Origin of the sequence: Marinobacter sp. M1C (assembly GCF_023314135.1) — a bacterium.
Classification (GTDB): domain Bacteria; phylum Pseudomonadota; class Gammaproteobacteria; order Pseudomonadales; family Oleiphilaceae; genus Marinobacter.
In genome coordinates, this window is sequence record NZ_CP092289.1 from 1,799,551 (window position 1) to 1,817,435 (window position 17,885).

At 55.7% G+C, this 17,885-nt stretch carries 14 protein-coding genes and 1 tRNA gene; 6 read left to right on the top strand and 9 right to left on the bottom strand.

What is annotated here, in order from left to right; genetic code table 11:
- Window positions 1–36 precede the first annotated feature (36 nt).
- Window positions 37–1,155 carry a ribosomal protein S18-alanine N-acetyltransferase gene (rimI, locus tag MIH19_RS08570; protein ID WP_249008461.1) on the bottom strand — a complete coding sequence of 373 codons (1,119 nt, stop codon included), beginning with the start codon at window positions 1,153–1,155 and terminating at the stop codon, window positions 37–39.
- A gap of 214 nt (window positions 1,156–1,369) precedes the next feature.
- Between rimI and MIH19_RS08575 the strand changes: the two genes are divergently transcribed.
- On the top strand, window positions 1,370–2,860 hold the full coding sequence (locus tag MIH19_RS08575; RefSeq protein ID WP_249008462.1) for a RimK family protein: 1,491 nt from the start codon (window positions 1,370–1,372) through the stop codon (window positions 2,858–2,860).
- A 37-nt stretch (window positions 2,861–2,897) separates the two neighbouring features.
- Here MIH19_RS08575 and MIH19_RS08580 read toward each other — a convergent pair whose 3' ends face one another.
- Entirely contained in the window at window positions 2,898–4,052 is a 1,155-nt protein-coding gene (locus tag MIH19_RS08580; RefSeq protein WP_249008463.1) for a cation diffusion facilitator family transporter, read from the bottom strand.
- 530 nt (window positions 4,053–4,582) lie between these two features.
- Between MIH19_RS08580 and MIH19_RS08585 the strand changes: the two genes are divergently transcribed.
- Window positions 4,583–5,602 carry a quinone-dependent dihydroorotate dehydrogenase gene (locus tag MIH19_RS08585; RefSeq protein WP_249008464.1) on the top strand — a complete coding sequence of 340 codons (1,020 nt, stop codon included), beginning with the start codon at window positions 4,583–4,585 and terminating at the stop codon, window positions 5,600–5,602.
- A gap of 223 nt (window positions 5,603–5,825) precedes the next feature.
- On the opposite strand, the gene rmf is transcribed toward MIH19_RS08585, so the two are convergent.
- Window positions 5,826–6,038, bottom strand: a complete 213-nt coding sequence (gene rmf / locus MIH19_RS08590; protein WP_249008465.1) for a ribosome modulation factor — start codon at window positions 6,036–6,038, stop codon at window positions 5,826–5,828.
- 321 nt (window positions 6,039–6,359) lie between these two features.
- Between rmf and rlmKL the strand changes: the two genes are divergently transcribed.
- Window positions 6,360–8,567 (top strand): bifunctional 23S rRNA (guanine(2069)-N(7))-methyltransferase RlmK/23S rRNA (guanine(2445)-N(2))-methyltransferase RlmL, encoded by a 2,208-nt coding sequence (gene rlmKL / locus MIH19_RS08595; RefSeq protein ID WP_249008466.1) that lies wholly within the window; start codon window positions 6,360–6,362, stop codon window positions 8,565–8,567.
- 46 nt (window positions 8,568–8,613) lie between these two features.
- Here rlmKL and MIH19_RS08600 read toward each other — a convergent pair whose 3' ends face one another.
- Entirely contained in the window at window positions 8,614–9,138 is a 525-nt protein-coding gene (locus MIH19_RS08600) for a hypothetical protein (RefSeq protein ID WP_249008467.1), read from the bottom strand.
- Window positions 9,139–9,217: 79 nt separating this feature from the next.
- On the opposite strand from MIH19_RS08600, the gene MIH19_RS08605 reads away from it, so the two are divergent.
- Window positions 9,218–10,507: a M18 family aminopeptidase gene (locus MIH19_RS08605; protein WP_249008468.1), complete on the top strand. Its 1,290-nt coding sequence runs from the start codon at window positions 9,218–9,220 to the stop codon at window positions 10,505–10,507.
- A gap of 56 nt (window positions 10,508–10,563) precedes the next feature.
- Here the strand turns inward: MIH19_RS08605 and MIH19_RS08610 are convergent.
- A tRNA-Asn gene (locus MIH19_RS08610) sits at window positions 10,564–10,639 on the bottom strand.
- 81 nt (window positions 10,640–10,720) lie between these two features.
- The gene (locus tag MIH19_RS08615; protein WP_249008469.1) at window positions 10,721–11,350 is read right to left on the bottom strand and encodes an arylesterase; all 630 of its coding nucleotides are present in this window, start codon (window positions 11,348–11,350) and stop codon (window positions 10,721–10,723) included.
- A 48-nt stretch (window positions 11,351–11,398) separates the two neighbouring features.
- Between MIH19_RS08615 and MIH19_RS08620 the strand changes: the two genes are divergently transcribed.
- Window positions 11,399–12,127 (top strand): ABC transporter ATP-binding protein, encoded by a 729-nt coding sequence (locus tag MIH19_RS08620; protein ID WP_249008470.1) that lies wholly within the window; start codon window positions 11,399–11,401, stop codon window positions 12,125–12,127.
- Entirely contained in the window at window positions 12,127–14,613 is a 2,487-nt protein-coding gene (locus tag MIH19_RS08625) for an FtsX-like permease family protein (RefSeq protein WP_249008471.1), read from the top strand. The genes MIH19_RS08620 and MIH19_RS08625 overlap by 1 nt, the downstream gene beginning before the upstream one ends.
- Before the next feature lie 48 nt (window positions 14,614–14,661).
- Here MIH19_RS08625 and MIH19_RS08630 read toward each other — a convergent pair whose 3' ends face one another.
- The 3 genes from MIH19_RS08630 to MIH19_RS08640 all read right to left on the bottom strand — a co-directional run bounded on the left by MIH19_RS08630 (window position 14,662) and on the right by MIH19_RS08640 (window position 17,854).
- Window positions 14,662–15,852 carry an iron-containing alcohol dehydrogenase gene (locus MIH19_RS08630; RefSeq protein WP_249008472.1) on the bottom strand — a complete coding sequence of 397 codons (1,191 nt, stop codon included), beginning with the start codon at window positions 15,850–15,852 and terminating at the stop codon, window positions 14,662–14,664.
- Window positions 15,849–16,397 carry a hypothetical protein gene (locus MIH19_RS08635; protein ID WP_249008473.1) on the bottom strand — a complete coding sequence of 183 codons (549 nt, stop codon included), beginning with the start codon at window positions 16,395–16,397 and terminating at the stop codon, window positions 15,849–15,851. The genes MIH19_RS08630 and MIH19_RS08635 overlap by 4 nt, the downstream gene beginning before the upstream one ends.
- 167 nt (window positions 16,398–16,564) lie before the next feature.
- Window positions 16,565–17,854, bottom strand: a complete 1,290-nt coding sequence (locus MIH19_RS08640; protein WP_249008474.1) for a M48 family metalloprotease — start codon at window positions 17,852–17,854, stop codon at window positions 16,565–16,567.
- Between the last annotated feature and the right edge of the window lie 31 nt (window positions 17,855–17,885).

Sequence of the window (17,885 nt, forward strand, 5' to 3'; positions counted from 1 at the left end):
GCAGGAGCCTGATGCTTTCGTTAGCTGAGGCTCTTGTTAAAGGGCGCGTTTTGGCCCCACAATCACTGCTGCTTGCAACGGCTGATTGCTGCCATAACGGGAGATTTTGCTGAACACCCGGCGGTCGATAGGCAGGTATTGCTTGTCGGCCACGGTTTCCCCTTCCTCTACATCAATCTCTGGATCGTGCAGATATACGAACTGGTCGTCCATGGCACACACGGTTACCCAGTGAGGTACGCGGCTGCGGTTTAGCTGCCAGGTGCTGATCAGAATCAGTGGGATGCGCCCGCCCAGCAACGCTTGCTCTAACCCCGCCAGGGTCAGCGGGTCGTGATGGAGTTCAATGCCGGTTTGGCCGAGGTCGTGCATAAAGCCTTCGTGTACCAGCTCCAGCACCCGTTTTTTATCGTCGTTACGCACCGTGTCTTTAAACAGTGCGCCTTCGTTGCTGATCCACGCGCTGGCCTCAAACCCTCTGTGCCAGGCCGCCAGTGCCAGGCCGTGGGGGCCGCAGCCGCCATGGCCAGAGAGCATAAAAATGGTGGTGGCCTCACGCCAGATTTTCAGTTCTTCCAGGGTCGTCATTGACTGCTGTTGGTTCAGCGCCGCCATCGCCATAATCAGCGCCGCGGGGCCACAGGTAAATTCGGTGGTCTGCGGGTAATAGGGTACTGGCGGGAATTGTGCGCCCGGCTTGTAAAACAGAATCCGCCGTTCAAAACGCAGGGCGTCACCGTGATCTTCGTAATAATCGCGATAACTGCCAAACTGGCGATAGCCCAAACGTTTATAAAGCGCAATGGCGCCGGGGTTGTCTTCTCTTACCTCCAGGCGCATTACAATGCGCCCTGCGTCCGCCGCCTCGGTCTCAGCCATTTGAACCAGCTTTTCACCGATACCTTTACCACGAGAGCCGGGGTTAACGGCAATGGAGTAAATGCGCGCCAGACGAGTTGCCGCGCTCATCAATACCAGGCAATAACCCAACAGGGTGTTGCCGTCGCTGGCCAGTAGTAACCGGTCCCGTGGCATTTCCAGAAAACGGCGGAAGCTGCGGCGAGAAATCCGGTCTTCACTGAAACAGTGGTGCTCCAGCGCTACAAGGGCGTCAAGATCGTCACTGACGGCCTGGCGAAGCACAATCGAAGACATAAATCAGTGGCCTGAACAGAAGTACACAAGGGCATGCGCATACGCTTCCCGTATGGGCGTATTATGGGCTTGCGCCGCGCTGGCGCAAGCATTGTAAGTATGCGTAAAAGCACCGATCACGTGATGATTGTAGCGCACTGAATTGCCGCGTATTGTTGCGAAAATTTACTGATGCCATCCGCTGGATGCCGTCCTTTTAAGGTAGCGCCCAAATATGTCTCGATTGTTGATTGTGGTAGATCGCGCCAAAGACTGGGCGCCGTATTATCCCAGTACAGACGTGCTGACGTTTGATCAGTACCTGCAGTTTGCGGCGCCGGCGTCCAGCCGGGTGCGAGTGATCAACCTGTGCCAGAGCGCCCGCTACCTTAGCCGTGGCTATTACTGTTCTCTGCTTGCAGAAGCCCGTGGCCACAACGTGGTGCCTTCGGTGATGACGCTGAACGACTTGAGCCGCAAAGGCTTGTTTTCGTTGCAGTTGGAACAGCTGGACGCCAGCGTGATTCAATGGCTGGATGCGGCCATTGTGCCTACAGCGGAGAATTCTCATTCAGCGAAGGAAGTGCGCATACGCACGTATTTTGGCGAGTCGTCCCAGCCGGAGTTAAAACCCGTAGCGCGTGCGCTGTTTGATCGCCTTCCGTGTCCGATTCTTGAAGTGGTGTTCAAGCGCCGTAAAACCTGGCAAATCGAATCCATGAAGCCGGCTGCGCCGGTAGATTTGCAGGAACAGGAGCAAGACGTGTTTGCCAGTTCGCTGGATCGTTTCAGCGGTATGGTGTGGCGCAAGCCTCGCGCTCGCCGCAACTATCGTTTTGATCTGGCCATTCTGGTGAACCCGGATGAGGAAATGCCTCCCAGCGATAAAGAAGCCCTCAAACGCTTCGAAAAAGCCGGTCGCAAGCTGGGCATTAACGTAGAGCAGATCACCCGTCGCGATTACATGCGCATTCCAGAGTACGACGGTCTGTTTATTCGCGAAACCACCGCTATTGACCATCACACCTACCGTTTCGCACGTAAGGCCGAAGCCGAAGGGTTGGTTGTCATTGATGATCCGGTGTCGATTCTGCGTTGTACCAACAAGGTGTACTTGGCTGACCTGTTAAAAAACAACAAGGTGCCCACGCCAAAGACCCTGATTCTGTCTAAAGACCAGAAAGACGCGGTAGAGCAGGTCATCAGTGAGTTGGGCTTCCCGGCGGTGATCAAAATACCCGACGGCGCCTTTTCCCGCGGCGTTAACAAAGCCGAAGATGAGAAATCTCTGCGCGAAGGCTTGAAGGAGCTGTTCAAGCAGTCGGCGCTGGTACTGGCTCAGGAATATTTGTACACCGACTACGATTGGCGCATTGGCGTATTGGGTGGGCGTGCCATTTACGCCTGCAAATACCTGATGGTGAAGGGCCACTGGCAAATCTACCAACACACGGAATCCAGCAGCGACAGCGGCGATTTTGAAACCATGCCCACCTATGAGGTGCCGCGCAATGTGATTCAGGCGGCGCTGAATGCAACCCGTCTGATTGGTAACGGCCTGTACGGTGTAGACATCAAGCAGTCTGGTAATCGGGTAGCGGTGATTGAGGTGAACGACAACCCCAGCATTGACGCCGGGGTGGAAGATCTGTTTCTGGGCGGTGAGCTGTACACCCTGATCATGCAGGAGTTCCTGTCGCGGATGGAAGCCAACCGTCGCCGCTAAGCCGCTAAGAAGTTAAAAAGCGTTTACAGGCCGCCGCTCAGTCGGCGGTCTGCCACACCCTTAGGCTGCCAAACCAGGGGAACTCGCCTAGCTGTGCGCGCAGCCCGGCGCTATCGAAATCGCCCTCGCTGCCGTCCAGAAATAGCTCCAGATGCACCTTGTTCTTTAGGTAGTGCAGGCGCAGCCGATTGCCAGTAGGTGCTTCAGGCGTGATCTGATGTATGGCCTTTTGAATGATTTTTCGAGAGGGCATCAGTGCAGACGTCGGGTGGTAGCTTTCATCGTCTTCCGCATCAATGTGGAAGTTGATGTCACGAATGTTGTCCAGCTCTTTGCGCATAGCGCTTACCACGCGCATACCCACTTGGTGCCCTTCCGATACGCTGACGTCCGGGCGTACCACTAAATGCACATCCAATAGGATATCGTCGCCCATGCGCCTGCTGCGCAGTTCGTGCACATCACGAACGCCGTCGATGTCACTGGCAATGGCAAGCAATCGCTCGGTGTCTTCAACAGAAAGGCCTGTGTCGACCAGTTCTTTCATAGAACTCCAGCCAAAGCTCCAGCCCACATGGATGATAATGCCTGCCACAACAACCGCTGCCAGGGTGTCTAGCCACAAATAGCCCAGCATGGCACCAATGGTAGACAGCACCACAATGCCTGATGAGAAAGCATCAGTGCGGCTATGCCAGGCGTTGGCAATGATCAGATCTGAACGTATCTCCTGGCCCACCTTACGGGTGTAGCGAAAAATCCATTCTTTGCCCACCACCGACAACAGCGCCACAACCAGCACCGGCCAGCCCGGCGTGAAGGTTAGGTCGTCTGTGAATAGCCGTTGCACGTTTTCCCAGGCCAGGGCGGCGCCAACTGCAATTAGCAGGCTGCCCATTAACAAAGTGCCAAACGTCTCAATGCGTTGATGGCCATAGGGGTGGTCTTCATCCGGTGCCTGCCGCGATATCCGCATCACACCCAGTACCATCAAGTCAGAGGCCACGTCCGTGAACGAGTGAATGCCATCCACCACCAGCGCGTGAGAATGGAACAGGGTGCCTACCACCATCTTGAACAGCCCCAAGACAGCGTCCAGCACCATGCCAATCACGGTAACCTGGCTGGCGGCCTGTTTTTCCTTGTCCAGATTGGCGTATTTGTCAGCGGGTGCCGGTGTCGTGTGTTCCATAACGAATGCTCCAAAGCGCGTTTAACAATGCAAATCAAGCCTTTCCGGTTAGCCGGAATGAATCAGCGGAGGGTGGCGAGGTATTTCAGATGTCGCCAAAGTGTAGTCGTATTGCTGCGTATATAGATCAAGAACAGTGTGCTTTCTGCTGATTTTATGCACACCAGAGTGTAAGCCGGTTGGCAGCTAACATGGTTTGTTATTTTAAAAAAGTGTCGATTGCGAAGTATATAGGTTTCTGAAAATAAAGGAAATTTTAACTGATCAAAAAGTGATCAATTAGTAGCCGGGCGCTGCTTGCAAGGCGTGGAACGCGTTAAACCGGCATTTTCAACAGAGTTATCCACAGATTCCGTGGACAAGCCTGAGTGGAGCCAACCAGACAATGAGTTACGATGAAACTCGAACCGCACCCTAACCGCGCAGGATGCTGTGGAAAACTTCGGGTATACTCCCCACACGAATTTTTAGCGTGTTTCTTGGCGCGCGTGTTTAAGATTGTCTTTGGGATTATCTTTGAGGGTGTTTTGATGTACGGGATGATTCGCAACCTGCTGTTCAAGTTGCCGCCAGAGCAGGCGCACAATCTTAGCTTGAAAGGGCTGGATATGGTCCATCGGCTGGGCGTGCTAAAGCATTTGGTGCCTGCTGTTCCTGCACATCCGGTAACGGTGATGGGTCTGGAGTTTCCCAATCCGGTGGGATTGGCAGCGGGGCTGGATAAAAATGCCGTCCATATGAACGCTTTGGGCGATCTCGGCTTTGGTTTTATTGAAGTGGGCACGGTCACGCCCTTGGCTCAGCCGGGTAACCCCGAGCCCCGTATGTTTCGCTTGCCCGAACACCAGGCCATTATTAACCGCATGGGTTTTAATAACCAAGGCTTGGGGCATTTACTAGCCCAGGTAGACCGCCGCAAATTTCGCGGTGTGCTGGGTATCAACGTGGGTAAGAATAAAAACACCCCGGACCAAGATTCGGCGCAGGATTACCGCAAGTGCATCACCGCCGTGTATAACCGCGCTGACTATATTACGGTCAACGTTTCATCACCCAATACACCAGGCCTGCGAGACCTGCAATTTGGTGATTCGCTGAAGCAGTTGTTGGCCGCTGTAAAAGATGAGCAACTCAGCTGCCAAAAAGACCATAGTCGTTATGTGCCCATCGCGGTTAAAATTGCGCCGGATATGGACGACGCCGGCATCCGGTTTGTTGCAACGGCGCTGGTGGAAAGCGGACTGGATGGGGTGATTGCGACGAACACAACTATTAGCCGCGAGGCCGTGGCCGGCCACAGGCACTGTAACGAAGCTGGTGGCCTAAGCGGTGCGCCGGTACGCGAGCCCTCATTACGCATTATTCGCGGACTGCACGCCGAGTTGGGTGACCGGCTGCCGATTATCGGTGTGGGTGGAATTACCGATGGCGCCAGCGCGGCGGAGAAAATTCAGGCGGGTGCCAAATTGGTGCAAATCTACACCGGCTTTATATACAGAGGTCCTGGGCTGATTGGCGAAGCGGCAGCGGCGATTAAAGCGCTGGGTTGAGGAAATGCCCAAATGTTATCCATAAAAAAAGGGCCCGCTGAGCGAGCCCTCCTTGGGGAACTACAGTCCCCTGCGGTTTACCGCAATTTTACGGGGCGGGTGGCCCCGTTCGGTTTTATCGACTACTCATCCAGTTTTCAGATTGCTCCGATTAGTGGGTTGCGTACAAACACCGAACTCAATTAAGTAATGTCGTTAATGATAAACTTCACCACTACGTCCATCACGCAGTGGTGACGGTGGCTAATCGATGGATGCCAGAGACACCGGTCAAACCATCCCATTGATCTGTGCGGCCTTCTCGCCACCCATTTATCCATTCTTGACGAACTTCAGCCTGTTCAATGGGACAGCTGTCTTTCGATTTACCGGACACTCCTGCGAGATAACCCCGCTTGAATGCTCGAGCGACCATGTCTCTTTTCTGTCTTTTCATGCCGTTCCTCACTGATGGATTAACAGAAACAAGCGTGTACACATTCTGCTGAGGTGTCGACAAACGGGGTGGCGAAATGATTTTCGCTACAACCCACTATTGCCAGCTCTCACCAGAGCAGTCAGGATCCTGTTACTGGGGGCAATTGCCCCGAAACGACGCGTCAAGTACAAGGTATGCCGAACTGACTGTTAAAGTACAACACTATTTCGGTCTAATGAATTCATTTTTTAGACGCTATAGGCATAAAAATTAGTCCTAAAGTGGTTAATGAGCCCAATTCCAGAAACTTAGCCGTCCCGATAAAACCAGGAGTTCAACTTGTCCCTACCTCTCTTTTTTGTAACCTGCCCAAAAGGCGTTGAATATTTGCTGGCGGACGAGCTGGACGGCTTCGGTCTAAGCCTGGTTCGCCACGCGCCTGCTGGTGTGTGGGTTGAGGGCACGTTGGAAGGGGGATACCGCGCTTGCATGTGGTCTCGCCTGGCGAACCGGGTCATCCTGCACGTGGCGGAAGTCGCCGCAACCAGTGATGATGAACTGTATGACGGCGTGGTGCATCTGGACTGGCAGCAGCACATTGCCGTTAATGGCAGCTTCAAAGTGAATTTTATTGGCGAGAATGAAGCTATTCGCAATACTCAGTATGGCGCCCAGCGGGTGAAAGACGGCATTGTCGATCGTTTTACGGCCAGCGGCGGTAAGCGCCCTGCGGTAGAGGCCAAAACGCCCGATGTGATTGTGTCGGCGCGCTTGCACCGCGGCCAGTTAACTCTGGGCATTGATTTGAGTGGGCACAGCCTGCATCAAAGAGGCTATCGAGCCGAGCAGGGCCGGGCGCCGCTGAAGGAAAATCTGGCAGCTGCGCTGCTGATTCGGTCTGGCTGGCCTGAAACGGTCGCCGCCGGCGGTGACTTTATAGACCCGATGTGCGGGTCCGGTACGCTGTTGATTGAAGCAGCGTTGATGGCTCTGGATATTGCACCGGGCCGGCGCCAGGACGGTTTTGGTTTCGAAAAATGGCTGGGCCACGATGCCGAATTGTGGATGTCGCTACGCCAGGAAGTGGAGCGCCGCGCCCACGCTGGTAAACAAGGCCGAATACCGCGTATCGCCGGTTTTGATGAGGACCGCCGGGTATTGACCACGGCACGCAACAACCTTCAGAGGGCAGGGCTGGACAGCATTATTGAGCTTACAGAAATGCCATTGCAAGAGCTTGAACTCAATGGTGACTGGGCCGGACAGGGCCTGGTAGTGACCAACCCTCCTTACGGTGAGCGCTTGAGCGAGCGCAAGTCACTGGCAGAAATTTATCAGGCCTTAGGCGCGGCGGTAAAACGGGTAACGCCAAACTGGCGCCTGGGAGTGTTTACCGGGGCGCCGGAGTTCGGTAAATCCATTGGCCTGCGCAGTTTCAAACAGTACAAGCTATTCAACGGTAAGCTGCCGGCACAACTGCTGCTGTTCACGGTAGACGAGGCCAGCGCGCGTATTCCGAAAGATCCGGCAGCGCCGGGTGAAATCCTGCCGCGTATTGCCAACGAAGAGCGCGCCGCCATGCTGGCGAACCGCTTGAAAAAGAACGTCAAAAGCATCGGCCAGTGGGCACGAAAACAGAACATCAGCTGCTATCGCCTGTACGACGCCGACATGCCGGAATACGCATTGGCAATTGATATCTACAATGACTGGGTGCATGTGCAGGAATACATGGCGCCCAAGACCATCGACGAGCGCGCTGCTCGTGAGCGCCTGTCAGAAGCGTTGGCGGTCATACCCGAAGCGCTGGGTATCCCGCGTGATCGGATGGTGTGCAAACAGCGTCTTCGTCAAACGGGCACCAATCAGTATGAAAAGCAGGCGGCCAGCGGCGAGTTTTTCCAAGTGCAGGAGCACGGCTGCACGCTAAAAGTGAATTTGAAAGACTACCTGGATACCGGTTTGTTTCTGGACCATCGTCCGCTACGCCAGTGGATTCAGCAGAATGCCCGCGGCAAACGCTTTCTGAATTTGTTCTGTTACACCGGCGCGGCCACGGTACACGCGATTGCCGGCGGTGCCAGCCGCTCGCTGAGCCTGGATATGTCACACACCTATGTCAGCTGGGCTAAAGATAACCTGGAACTGAACCACGCTGATCCGAAAAAACATCAGGTGGACGCCGTAGATTGTCTGGCGTGGCTGGCAAGTAAGCCCAAGCCTGACCAGCGTTTTGATTTGATTTTTATGGACCCACCCACTTTTTCCAACTCGGCGAAAATGATTGGGGTTCTGGATATTCAGAAAGATCACGCCAAGCTGATTCGCCAGGCCATGCAACGCCTGACCAACGACGGTTTGCTGGTGTTCTCCAACAACTTCCGCCGTTTCAAGCTAGACGACGAAATCAGCGCGGAGTTTGCAGTGGAAGAAGTCAGCCAAAGCACCATAGACAAGGATTTTCAGCGCAACCCGCGCATCCACCGCTGCTGGAACATTCGCCACCCGCTGCAAGCGCGAGAAGCGGGTGCTTTCTACGTTGGCTAAGGCTAAGGGGCAGGGCCAGACCGGGGACGGATTTCAAATCCGTCCCCTAGGAATCCGTCCCCTCGGAATCCGTCTCTTCGGTGAACTCGTCGTCGCCCAGTACGCCGTAGTGCTGGGCCAACATTAGCAGCGCATAAACGCCGTTTTCTGGCAGCTGAGGTTCCAGTCCTTCCTCAATCAGAAGGGCGCGGCGTTCGTCTTCCAAGGTTTCGCTGTCTACGCCGGTGATCAGGTCGGTGATCGGTGCGACTTCAAAAGGCGCGTCCTGGCCGATTGCTGTGAAAATCCGGTCAATCAGAATTTCGTCCGGATCCAGACCGTCTACGTACACTGTCTGGTCAGGCAAGTCCTGGTGCAGTTCTCGGGTCAGTTCTATCAGCGGCACGCCCTGTTCTTCAAGGTAGTGCAGGTCGATATCGCCGGTGTCGCCGTCTTCTGGCAGCCAGTCGTCTTCTGGCGCAATAACCACGGTTTTCATGGTGCCATCCACCAGCGACCAGGCCATGGCAGTGGGGAATAGGGTGTCGTCATCCTGATAGTATTCAATATCGAGAAAACACGGTTTGGCCAAGGGCTGGGCTCCTGTAGGATTGAGTATCTGGGGCTGCATAACATAGTGTTGGCGCCATTATTATTGAATTAAGGACACCATGGAACACATTGATTTCAACAACGATCTGCTTTCGTTTCTGAACCAGTCACCAACGCCCTGGCACGCTGTCGCTACTATGAAAATGCAGCTGGACAGAGCGGGTTTTCATTCGCTGGATGAAAAAGACGACTGGTCACTGCAAGCTGGCACCAATTATTACGCCATCCGCAACGGCTCGTCGATCGTGGCCTTTCGTACAGGCAATACCGACACCACCAAAGCCGGCGTGCGCATGGTTGGCGCTCACACTGACAGCCCGTGCCTGAAAGTAAAGCCTAATCCGGTACTCCGTCGCAAAGGCTTCTTGCAGCTGGGCGTTGAAGTCTACGGCGGTGCCTTGCTGAACCCGTGGTTTGACCGCGATCTTTCCCTCGCCGGGCGAGTCACTTACGTTGACGGCAACGGGCAAGTGCAAGATGCGCTGATCAACTTCCGCAAGCCGGTGGCGTTTATACCTAGCCTGGCCATTCATCTGGACCGCGAAGCCAACAGCAACCGCACGGTGAACCCGCAAACCGATTTGCCACCGGTGCTGATGCAGGTGCCTGAAGACGACACCACCGATTTTGCCAGCCTGCTGATCACTCAGCTGAAAGCTGAGCAGGGCGTTACCGCAGAGCGCATTCTGGGTTACGAGCTGAGCTTTTACGATGTGCAGCCAGCAGGCTTTGTAGGCCTGCGCGATCACTTTATTGCTTCAGCGCGGCTGGATAATTTGTTGAGCTGTTACATCGGCTTGCAAGCTTTGCTGAAAGCAACCGGTGAACAGCCAGCGTTATTGGTGTGCAACGACCACGAAGAAGTGGGCAGCATGTCCGCTGAAGGTGCCCAGGGGCCTTTTTTAAGCTCGGTGCTGGAGCGCTGGTGTGGCGCAGGAAAAAGCCGTGCGATTGCCCATTCAATGATGATTTCGGCGGACAACGCCCACGGCATCCATCCGAATTTTATGGACAAACACGACGAGAACCACGGTCCGCTGCTAAACGCCGGCCCGGTAATCAAAGTAAATCACAACCAGCGTTATGCTACCAACAGCCGCTCGGCGGCGGTGTATCGTCACCTGAGTGACCAGTTGGGCCTGCCCCACCAAACCTTTGTGGTGCGCAGCGATATGGGCTGTGGCAGCACCATAGGGCCGCTGACGGCCGCCAATCTGGGAGTGACCACGCTGGATATCGGTGTGCCCCAGTTTGGCATGCACTCCATTCGCGAGATGATTGGTGCCGACGACGCTTACACGCTGTTCAAAGTGTTGACCGGCTTTTACCAAAGCCCTCAGGTTTTTTGAGGGCTATAACGAGAAATGCCGCTGATTCTTTCGAATCAGCGGCATTTTAAAATAATTGGCTCCCCGAGCTGGGCTCGAACCAGCGACAAACGGATTAACAGTCCGTTGCTCTACCAACTGAGCTATCAGGGAACAGCATCAAGTCGGCGCGCATATTATTCGCTTTTAGCGCCGGAGTCAATACCCTGAAATAAAAGGTTTGTTAGCGGTGACTCAAAGCAAAGGTACCAGGTGGGGCCACACATTATCCAGCAAAATGCTTTGGGCCGGTTCCGTGGGGTGAATGCCATCGCTTTGCATTAAGCTGTCAACGTTGTAAATGTCGTCCAGGAAGAAGGGCACCAGTGCGGAGTTGTAGCGCTGTGCCAGATCTCCGAAAATAGCGGCGAAAGCCTGGGTGTACCGGTCACCATAATTGGGGGGTATTTGCATGCCCACTAGCAGAGTTTGAACGCCGGCTTGCTGGCTGTTTTTAAGCATCAAGGCCAGGTTTTTTTCGATCACCTGCGGTGGAAAACCGCGCAGGCCATCGTTGCCGCCGAGCTCCACAATCACCAGTTGCGGTTGGTACTTGTTCAGTAAATCCGGCAGCCGGCGGGCGCCGCCGTCTGCGGTTTCGCCACTGATACTGGCATTCACCACGCTCCAGTCGCTGTGGCCCTTGTCGGCCAGGCGTTGGCGCAGCAAATTTACCCAGGCGGTTTCTTCCGGCACGCCGTAGGCCGCGCTTAGGCTGTCCCCCAGCACCAGCAAAGTGTTGGCACTGATCAAACCGGGCGTTGTAACCAACACAAGCAGCAGTGCAAATGATCTGAGCGCCGGTAAAACCGTATTCTTAAACACTGCGTAGTCTCCTAAATTTTTTGCCACAGGACAGGATTAATTAGAGCCGTGAACGAATTTAACGACCAGAAGTCACCGAATCCCCACGTAATATTGCGGGTCAGCAACCTGACACACAAGGTAGACCTTGAATTCAATACGCTAACGATCTTGCAGGGGGTCAACCTGGAAATCAATCAGGGCGACTCCGTCGCTATTGTAGGGCGCTCCGGTTCCGGAAAAACCACCTTGCTGGGCCTGCTGGCCGGGTTGGACACGCCGAGCGAAGGCAGTATTGAACTGGATGGTGCAAACATCAGCGCGCTGAGCGAAGACGAACGCGCCGCGCTGCGGGCCCAAAGAGTTGGTTTTGTGTTTCAGTCATTTCAATTATTGCCGGCTTTGACCGCTCTTGAAAACGTGATGTTGCCGCTGGAACTGGCCGGTCGCCAAAATGCCGAGGCCCGAGCGCGGGAGCTTTTGCAACGGGTAGGTCTGGGTGAGCGCCTGACGCATACCCCGCGGCAGTTATCCGGTGGCGAGCAGCAACGGGTGGCCATAGCCCGCGCCTTCGCTTGCGAACCTGCGATTCTATTCGCCGATGAACCCACCGGTAATCTCGATAACCGTACCGGCAAAGACGTATCGGATTTGCTGATGGCACTGAACCGCGAGCAGGGCACCACCTTGGTGATGGTGACTCATGACGAACAGCTGGCGGCCCGCTGTGGCCGACAGTTCCACATTGAGGGTGGCGTGTTGAGCGAGCCGGAAACCCGCCAGAAGGCAGCAAGCTGATGGCCGCTACCGGTAAATTGCAGTCGGTGCGCCGCGAATGGCGCGAGCGGGATGTTCGGGTGGTGCTGGCGGCGCTGATTATTGCCGTGGCCACGGTGGCTACCATCGCGTTGTTTGCCAGCCAGTTGCAACGCACTCTGGTGTCATCGGCCAGCTCGTTCCTGGCGGCTGACCGCCAGCTGGAATCGGAAAACGGCCAACCACTGCCGCCGGCCTGGCTCGTTGAGGCGCAGCAGCGTGGATTGGAAACAGCAGAAATGACCGAGTTTTCCACCATGGTGTTTGGCGGTGGTAACTTTCAACTGGTTTCGGTGAAAGCTGTTAGCGACGGTTATCCGCTGCGTGGCGAAGTCGAAATTCGCACGGGTTTCGATGAGCCACGGCAAACTCTGAAATCTGGCCCAGCTCCCGGTGAGGTTTGGATAAACCCGCGTTTGCTGCGCTTGCTGGAATTAAATGTGGGCGATGAGCTTGAGCTGGGCACTCGCAAGTTGGTGATCGGCAGTCTGCTGGAGCGCGAGCCTGACGGTGGCTTCAGTCTGGCAGCGTTGGCGCCACGGGTAATGATGCACCAAGCGGATGTGGCATCGACCGGCGTTCTGCAAGAAGGCAGCCGGGTCAGCTTTGTGTATCTGTTTGCCGGCGAGGCGGCTGAGCTGTCGGGTTTCGAACAGTGGCTACAACCCCAGCTGCAACCTAGTCAGGAATGGCGCAGCGTGCGTGACGGTGAAACTCTGTCGGCATCACTGGAGCGAGCCGAAAGCTTCCTGCTGCTGGGCGGCAGCTTGGCCGTGCTTCTGGCCGCGGTGGCGGTGGCGGTGGCCAGCCGTCAATACGCCGTGTCGCAGCGCGATACGGTAGCTTTGCTGAAAACTCTGGGCGTCGGCAGCCCTCGCATCGGCCGTTTGTACCTGCGCCGACTGGCCGTTTGGGGCGTTGTCGGCATGGTCGGTGGTTTGCTGGTGGCCTTACCGCTGTTCTGGGGCCTGAGTCAGATACTAGGTGATGTGCTGGATCAGCCTGTTGACGTTTACCTTGACCCTAAAGCTCTAACGCCGGCTGTTCTGACGGCCCTTGTGTCGCTGTTCGCTTTTGCTTACCCGCCCATCCGCCGCCTGCGCAAAGTGCCGGCCATGCGGGTGCTGCGCAGTCAGCCGGGTGAATCCCGGCGCGAGCTGGTGCCAGACTTTATCATCGGTATCGTGGGTGTGTTTGGTTTGGTGTGGGCTTACGCCGGCGATGTGCAGCTGGTGATTGCGCTGCTGGTGGGCCTCGGCCTCCTGCTGGCCACTCTGGTGTTGCTGGGTTGGATGCTGGTGCTGGGCTTGCGAACAGTGCGCGGCGGCGGCAACGCCTGGCGCCTTGCTTTGCTGGGCCTATACCGGCACCGCCAGGCCAGCCTGTCGCAGATTGCGGTGTTCGCCATGACGCTGATGCTGGCCACCACCCTGATTTTGGTGCGTACCTCGCTGTTGGACGACTGGCGCGCGCAGCTGCCCGAAGGCGCGCCCAACCACTTTATGGTCAATATCAGCCCGCAAGCAGTGGACGATATCGATGAATTCTGGAACAGCCGCGGCCAGCCTCTGGACGCTATGTACCCCATGGTGCGTGGCCGCCTGACGTTGCTCAACGGTAAACCGGTAAAAGAGGCGGTGAGTAAAGACGAACGGGTGAATGCGTTGAACCGCGAGCTTAACCTGACCTGGATGGACACGCTGCCAGAAAACAATCGCATTGTTGATGGTGAATGGTTCGCCCCAGGCAAAACTGACGGCGTATCGGTGGAATCTGAGCTGGCTGGAAAGCTTGGTATTACGCCTGGTGACGTATTGACCTTCACCATTGGTTCCGAGCAGATCACTGAAACCGTGACCAGTATCCGCACCGTGCAGTGGGACAGTATGACACCCAACTTCTACGTGGCGTTTTCGCCAGACAGCAGTCTGCGCCAGTTGCCGGCAACCTGGATCACCAGTTTCTTTTTGCCGAAAACGGCGAAAAACGAACTGAATGCGTTTTCCCGCCAGTTCCCCACAGTGTCGGTGCTTGAGGTTGATAATATTATCGAACGCATTCAGCTGATTGTGGTGCAAATCACCCAAGCCATCGAGGCTATTCTAGGGTTGATTCTGGCCGCTGCGCTGGTGGTGATGGCGGCGGTGGTCAGTGCCACTTTGCAGGATCGCCAGCGCGAAGGGGCGCTGCTGCGTACCTTGGGCGGTCGTCAGAGCTTGCTGGTGCGGGCAACCATGCTGGAATTTGCGTTGCTGGGAGGTTTTGCCGGTATTCTTGGAGTTGTTGCGGCTGAAGCCGCGGTCTACGCGCTTCAGATGAAAATGTTTGAAGGGGATTTCCGCGTTCACTGGCAGGTAGTGTTACCGATTCCGTTAATCAGTGCTGTGGTACTCGCGCTGTTCGGGCGCTGGCAGCTTCGCCCGGTGTTAACCGTGTCGCCGATGCTGCTGTTGCGGCGGTTGGAGTAGCTTCGCAGCCTTCCAGCTGCGAAGCTACTGCTAACACAGCGCCTGGGTTTATCCGGCCCAGGCGTTTTCTAATACTGCACGCACGTCTTTCAAATCGGCTTCTTTCGGGTTGAACATGATGGCGCCGTCGTCCAGCGCCATCCGGGCAATGGCTTCCAGCTGGTCGTAGGTCACCTTGCCGCTTTCTTTCAGGGTGCGCGGCAATTCACACTGCTGGTACAGGGTGTTGCGCATTTTTCGAAGGGCGGCAATGCTGGCTTCGGCGCGACGACTGGAAGGCGTGGAGGAATACACTTCCGGGCCATCCAGATAGAGCAACAGTTCACCCAAAGGCTGGCGAATGGTTTCCAGGTTGTATTCCAGCACGTAGGGCAGGTACAGGCTCATGCACAGGCCGTGGGGCAGGTGGCAGATAGCGCCCGTGGCGTGACCAAGCGCGTGTACCAGGCCCACCATGGAGTTGGAAAACGCGATGCCCGCCATAGTAGATGCTTGCGCCAACTCCAGGCGGCCGTCAACGTCTTTGGGGTTGTCCATCACCTTCGGCAGAAATTGGCTGACCTTTTTGATGGCTGCTGTGGCATAAGCGTCGCTGAGCGGGTTCTTCGCCATGCAGGTGAAGGCTTCCACCGAGTGAGTCATGGCGTCCATGGCCGTGGCCGCAGTGATGTGTGGCGGCAGGGTGATGGTCATTCGCGGGTCAATAATCGCCGCGTTGGGCAGCAAAAATGACGACGTAAAGGGCAGTTTAACGCCTTTTACCTCGTCGGTGATCACCGCCACAGACGTCACTTCCGAACCGGTGCCGGCGGTCGTTGGCACCACAAAAAACGGATTCAACGGATGCTTGATCACACCGGCACCGCTGTACTTGGCAAGGTCATCGCCGCCCTCAGACACCAGAATGTTCACCGCTTTACCGGTATCAATGGCCGAGCCACCGCCTACGGCGATGATAGAGTCGCACTTCTCTTTGCGGTAAAGCGCGGCAATCGTGCGCACCACGCTGGTGGACGAATCGGGTGGCACGTCATCAAAAATGCAGACAATCTCTAAACCGCTGTCTTCGCAGGCGGCAATCACAGGGTCTAGCAAACCGGCCGCGCGCACGCCCTTGTCGGTCACAATCATCGGGCGTTTGGCCCCAATGCTGGTCAGTTCGTAGGGGATGTGCTCCAAAGCGGCTTTGCCTGCAATAACTTTGACCGGGCAGAAGAACTCGTAATATTGGCGGCTCATAATGTTCTCGCTGTTTTAATAAAATGGGTCGCAACTTTCAGATAAATTCGGGCGGCACTGATGAGTTTTTCAGGCAGATGCAAATTCTGGGGGTAGGCTTTCACCGCCCGCTTGGCCACCAATTTTGGCAAAATAAAGGTTTCTAGGCGGTTCAGGATGCGGGTCATACGCACCGCGTAACTGATGTCGCCATCCACCAGCATGCGATCGTTGGCGAAAGCCACCGACGTTTTTTCCTGGAACGAAAGCACTAGAAATGCGTGTTCCAGGTGTTTGAATTTTATTGATAAATCGATCGGCCGAGGCGCTTCTCCGCTGTGGTATTTAAAGCGCCCGTCGCCGACGTGCTCAATCATCAGGCTGGCGCCCTTGGGCATCACCATCATCTGAAATAGAAAACCGATGGGCAGTGGGCGCGCTTCATTGCACACCTCGTCGTCCACCTCGCTGACCGCCTGCAAGGCTCGGCCCATTACCTGAAACATAATGTTTACATATAGCCGCTTGGCTTTTGAGCCCAATGGCCGAAGGTGCTTTGTTGCCATGGTTATTACCCACTGTGAATGTCCCTGAGCGTATTTTTAGAGTGATTACTCTATAAAGTCAATCCGGCTTACCGAGCTGTCGCTCAAAGCCGTGACTGTGATCATTTTTTGCCATAAAAAAACCGCAAGCTTTTAAGTCTGCGGCTTTAGAAATTGCGATTAACGGGTTATTGGGTCAGGCGCGTCAACTTGGCCTGAGCTTCCTGGCCGATTTCGCCACCGGCCTGTGCAGCGGTGCGGTAGTTGGCAATGGCCTCACCACGGTCGTTCTGTTTCACCGCAATGTCTCCCAGGCGCAGAAACGCGATGGACGTGGGCACCGACTGGTTGGCCTGGGTCAGATTGTCTTTGGCCTTGCCCAGGTTATTTTGTTCCAGCGCGTTCAAGCCGTTGTAGATACGGTACACATACATTTCCGGGTAAAGTTCAACGGCCTTGTCAAAATCTTTACCGGCTTTGTCCAGATTTTCCTGCTGCTGGTACAAGCGCCCGCGCAGGTTGTAGAACATCGCTTCTCGCGGCGCCAGTTTGATTGCCTGGTTTACTTTGTCGATGGCCGCCGCGTATTCTTTTTTACCAGCCAATTCAACCGCCTTGTCGTGTGCATCGTAAGCGGGCTGCAGCTTTCTTAGCAGGGCGGTTTTCTTCTGGTATATGTCTTCACCTCGATAGCCGCCGCCACCCACTTCACTCACCAGCTTACGGTTCTCGGCCACCCTTTTGGCGGATGGCGGGTGAGTAGCAAACAGTCCGTCGATGAATCCGGCGCTGCGGCCCTTGGACATTTCCAGAAAAATCTGCTGCAGCTCTACAGCGGCCTGGGGGTCATAGCCGGCTGCTTTCATATAGCGAATGCCGTAATAGTCGGACTCCAGTTCGTCGCCCTGGCTGTATTGCGCCAGCGCAATTTGTGCGCCAACGGCCGCGCCGCCCATCACCATGCCCGCCCATTCGTTATCGGTCAGTGCCAGGCCCAGAGCACCCACCCCCAAGCCTATAATCTGCGCCTGCTGCATACGCTGCACACTGTGGCGGGCAGCGGCGTGCACAATCTCGTGGCCCAGCACCGAGGCTAGCTGGGCTTCGTCGTTGAACTCGGTCAACAGGCCGCGGTTAATGGCAATCTTGCCGCCGGGCAGGGCCCAGGCGTTGGGCACGCTGCTGTTCAGCACCACAAAATCGTAGGGCAGGTCAGGCCGGTCGCTCACCGCCGCCAGTTTCATGCCCACTTCGCGTATGTACACGGTCAGCTCAGGGTCGAGATAAAACTGCCCGCCCTGGGTTTGCTGGGTGGGTTTGTACTGCTCGGCACCCATGCTCAATTCCTGGTTTTCAGGAATGATGGACAGTTGGCGTTCCCCGGTGACCGGGTTGACTGAGCAGCCGGCCAAAGTAAAAGCCAGCGTTAGCGCAGTAAGTAGGACTTTCAACATTTGGGATTTGGTGATTGGGTTCACTGCGAGCTCCTGCTGATTCACAAGTTATGAG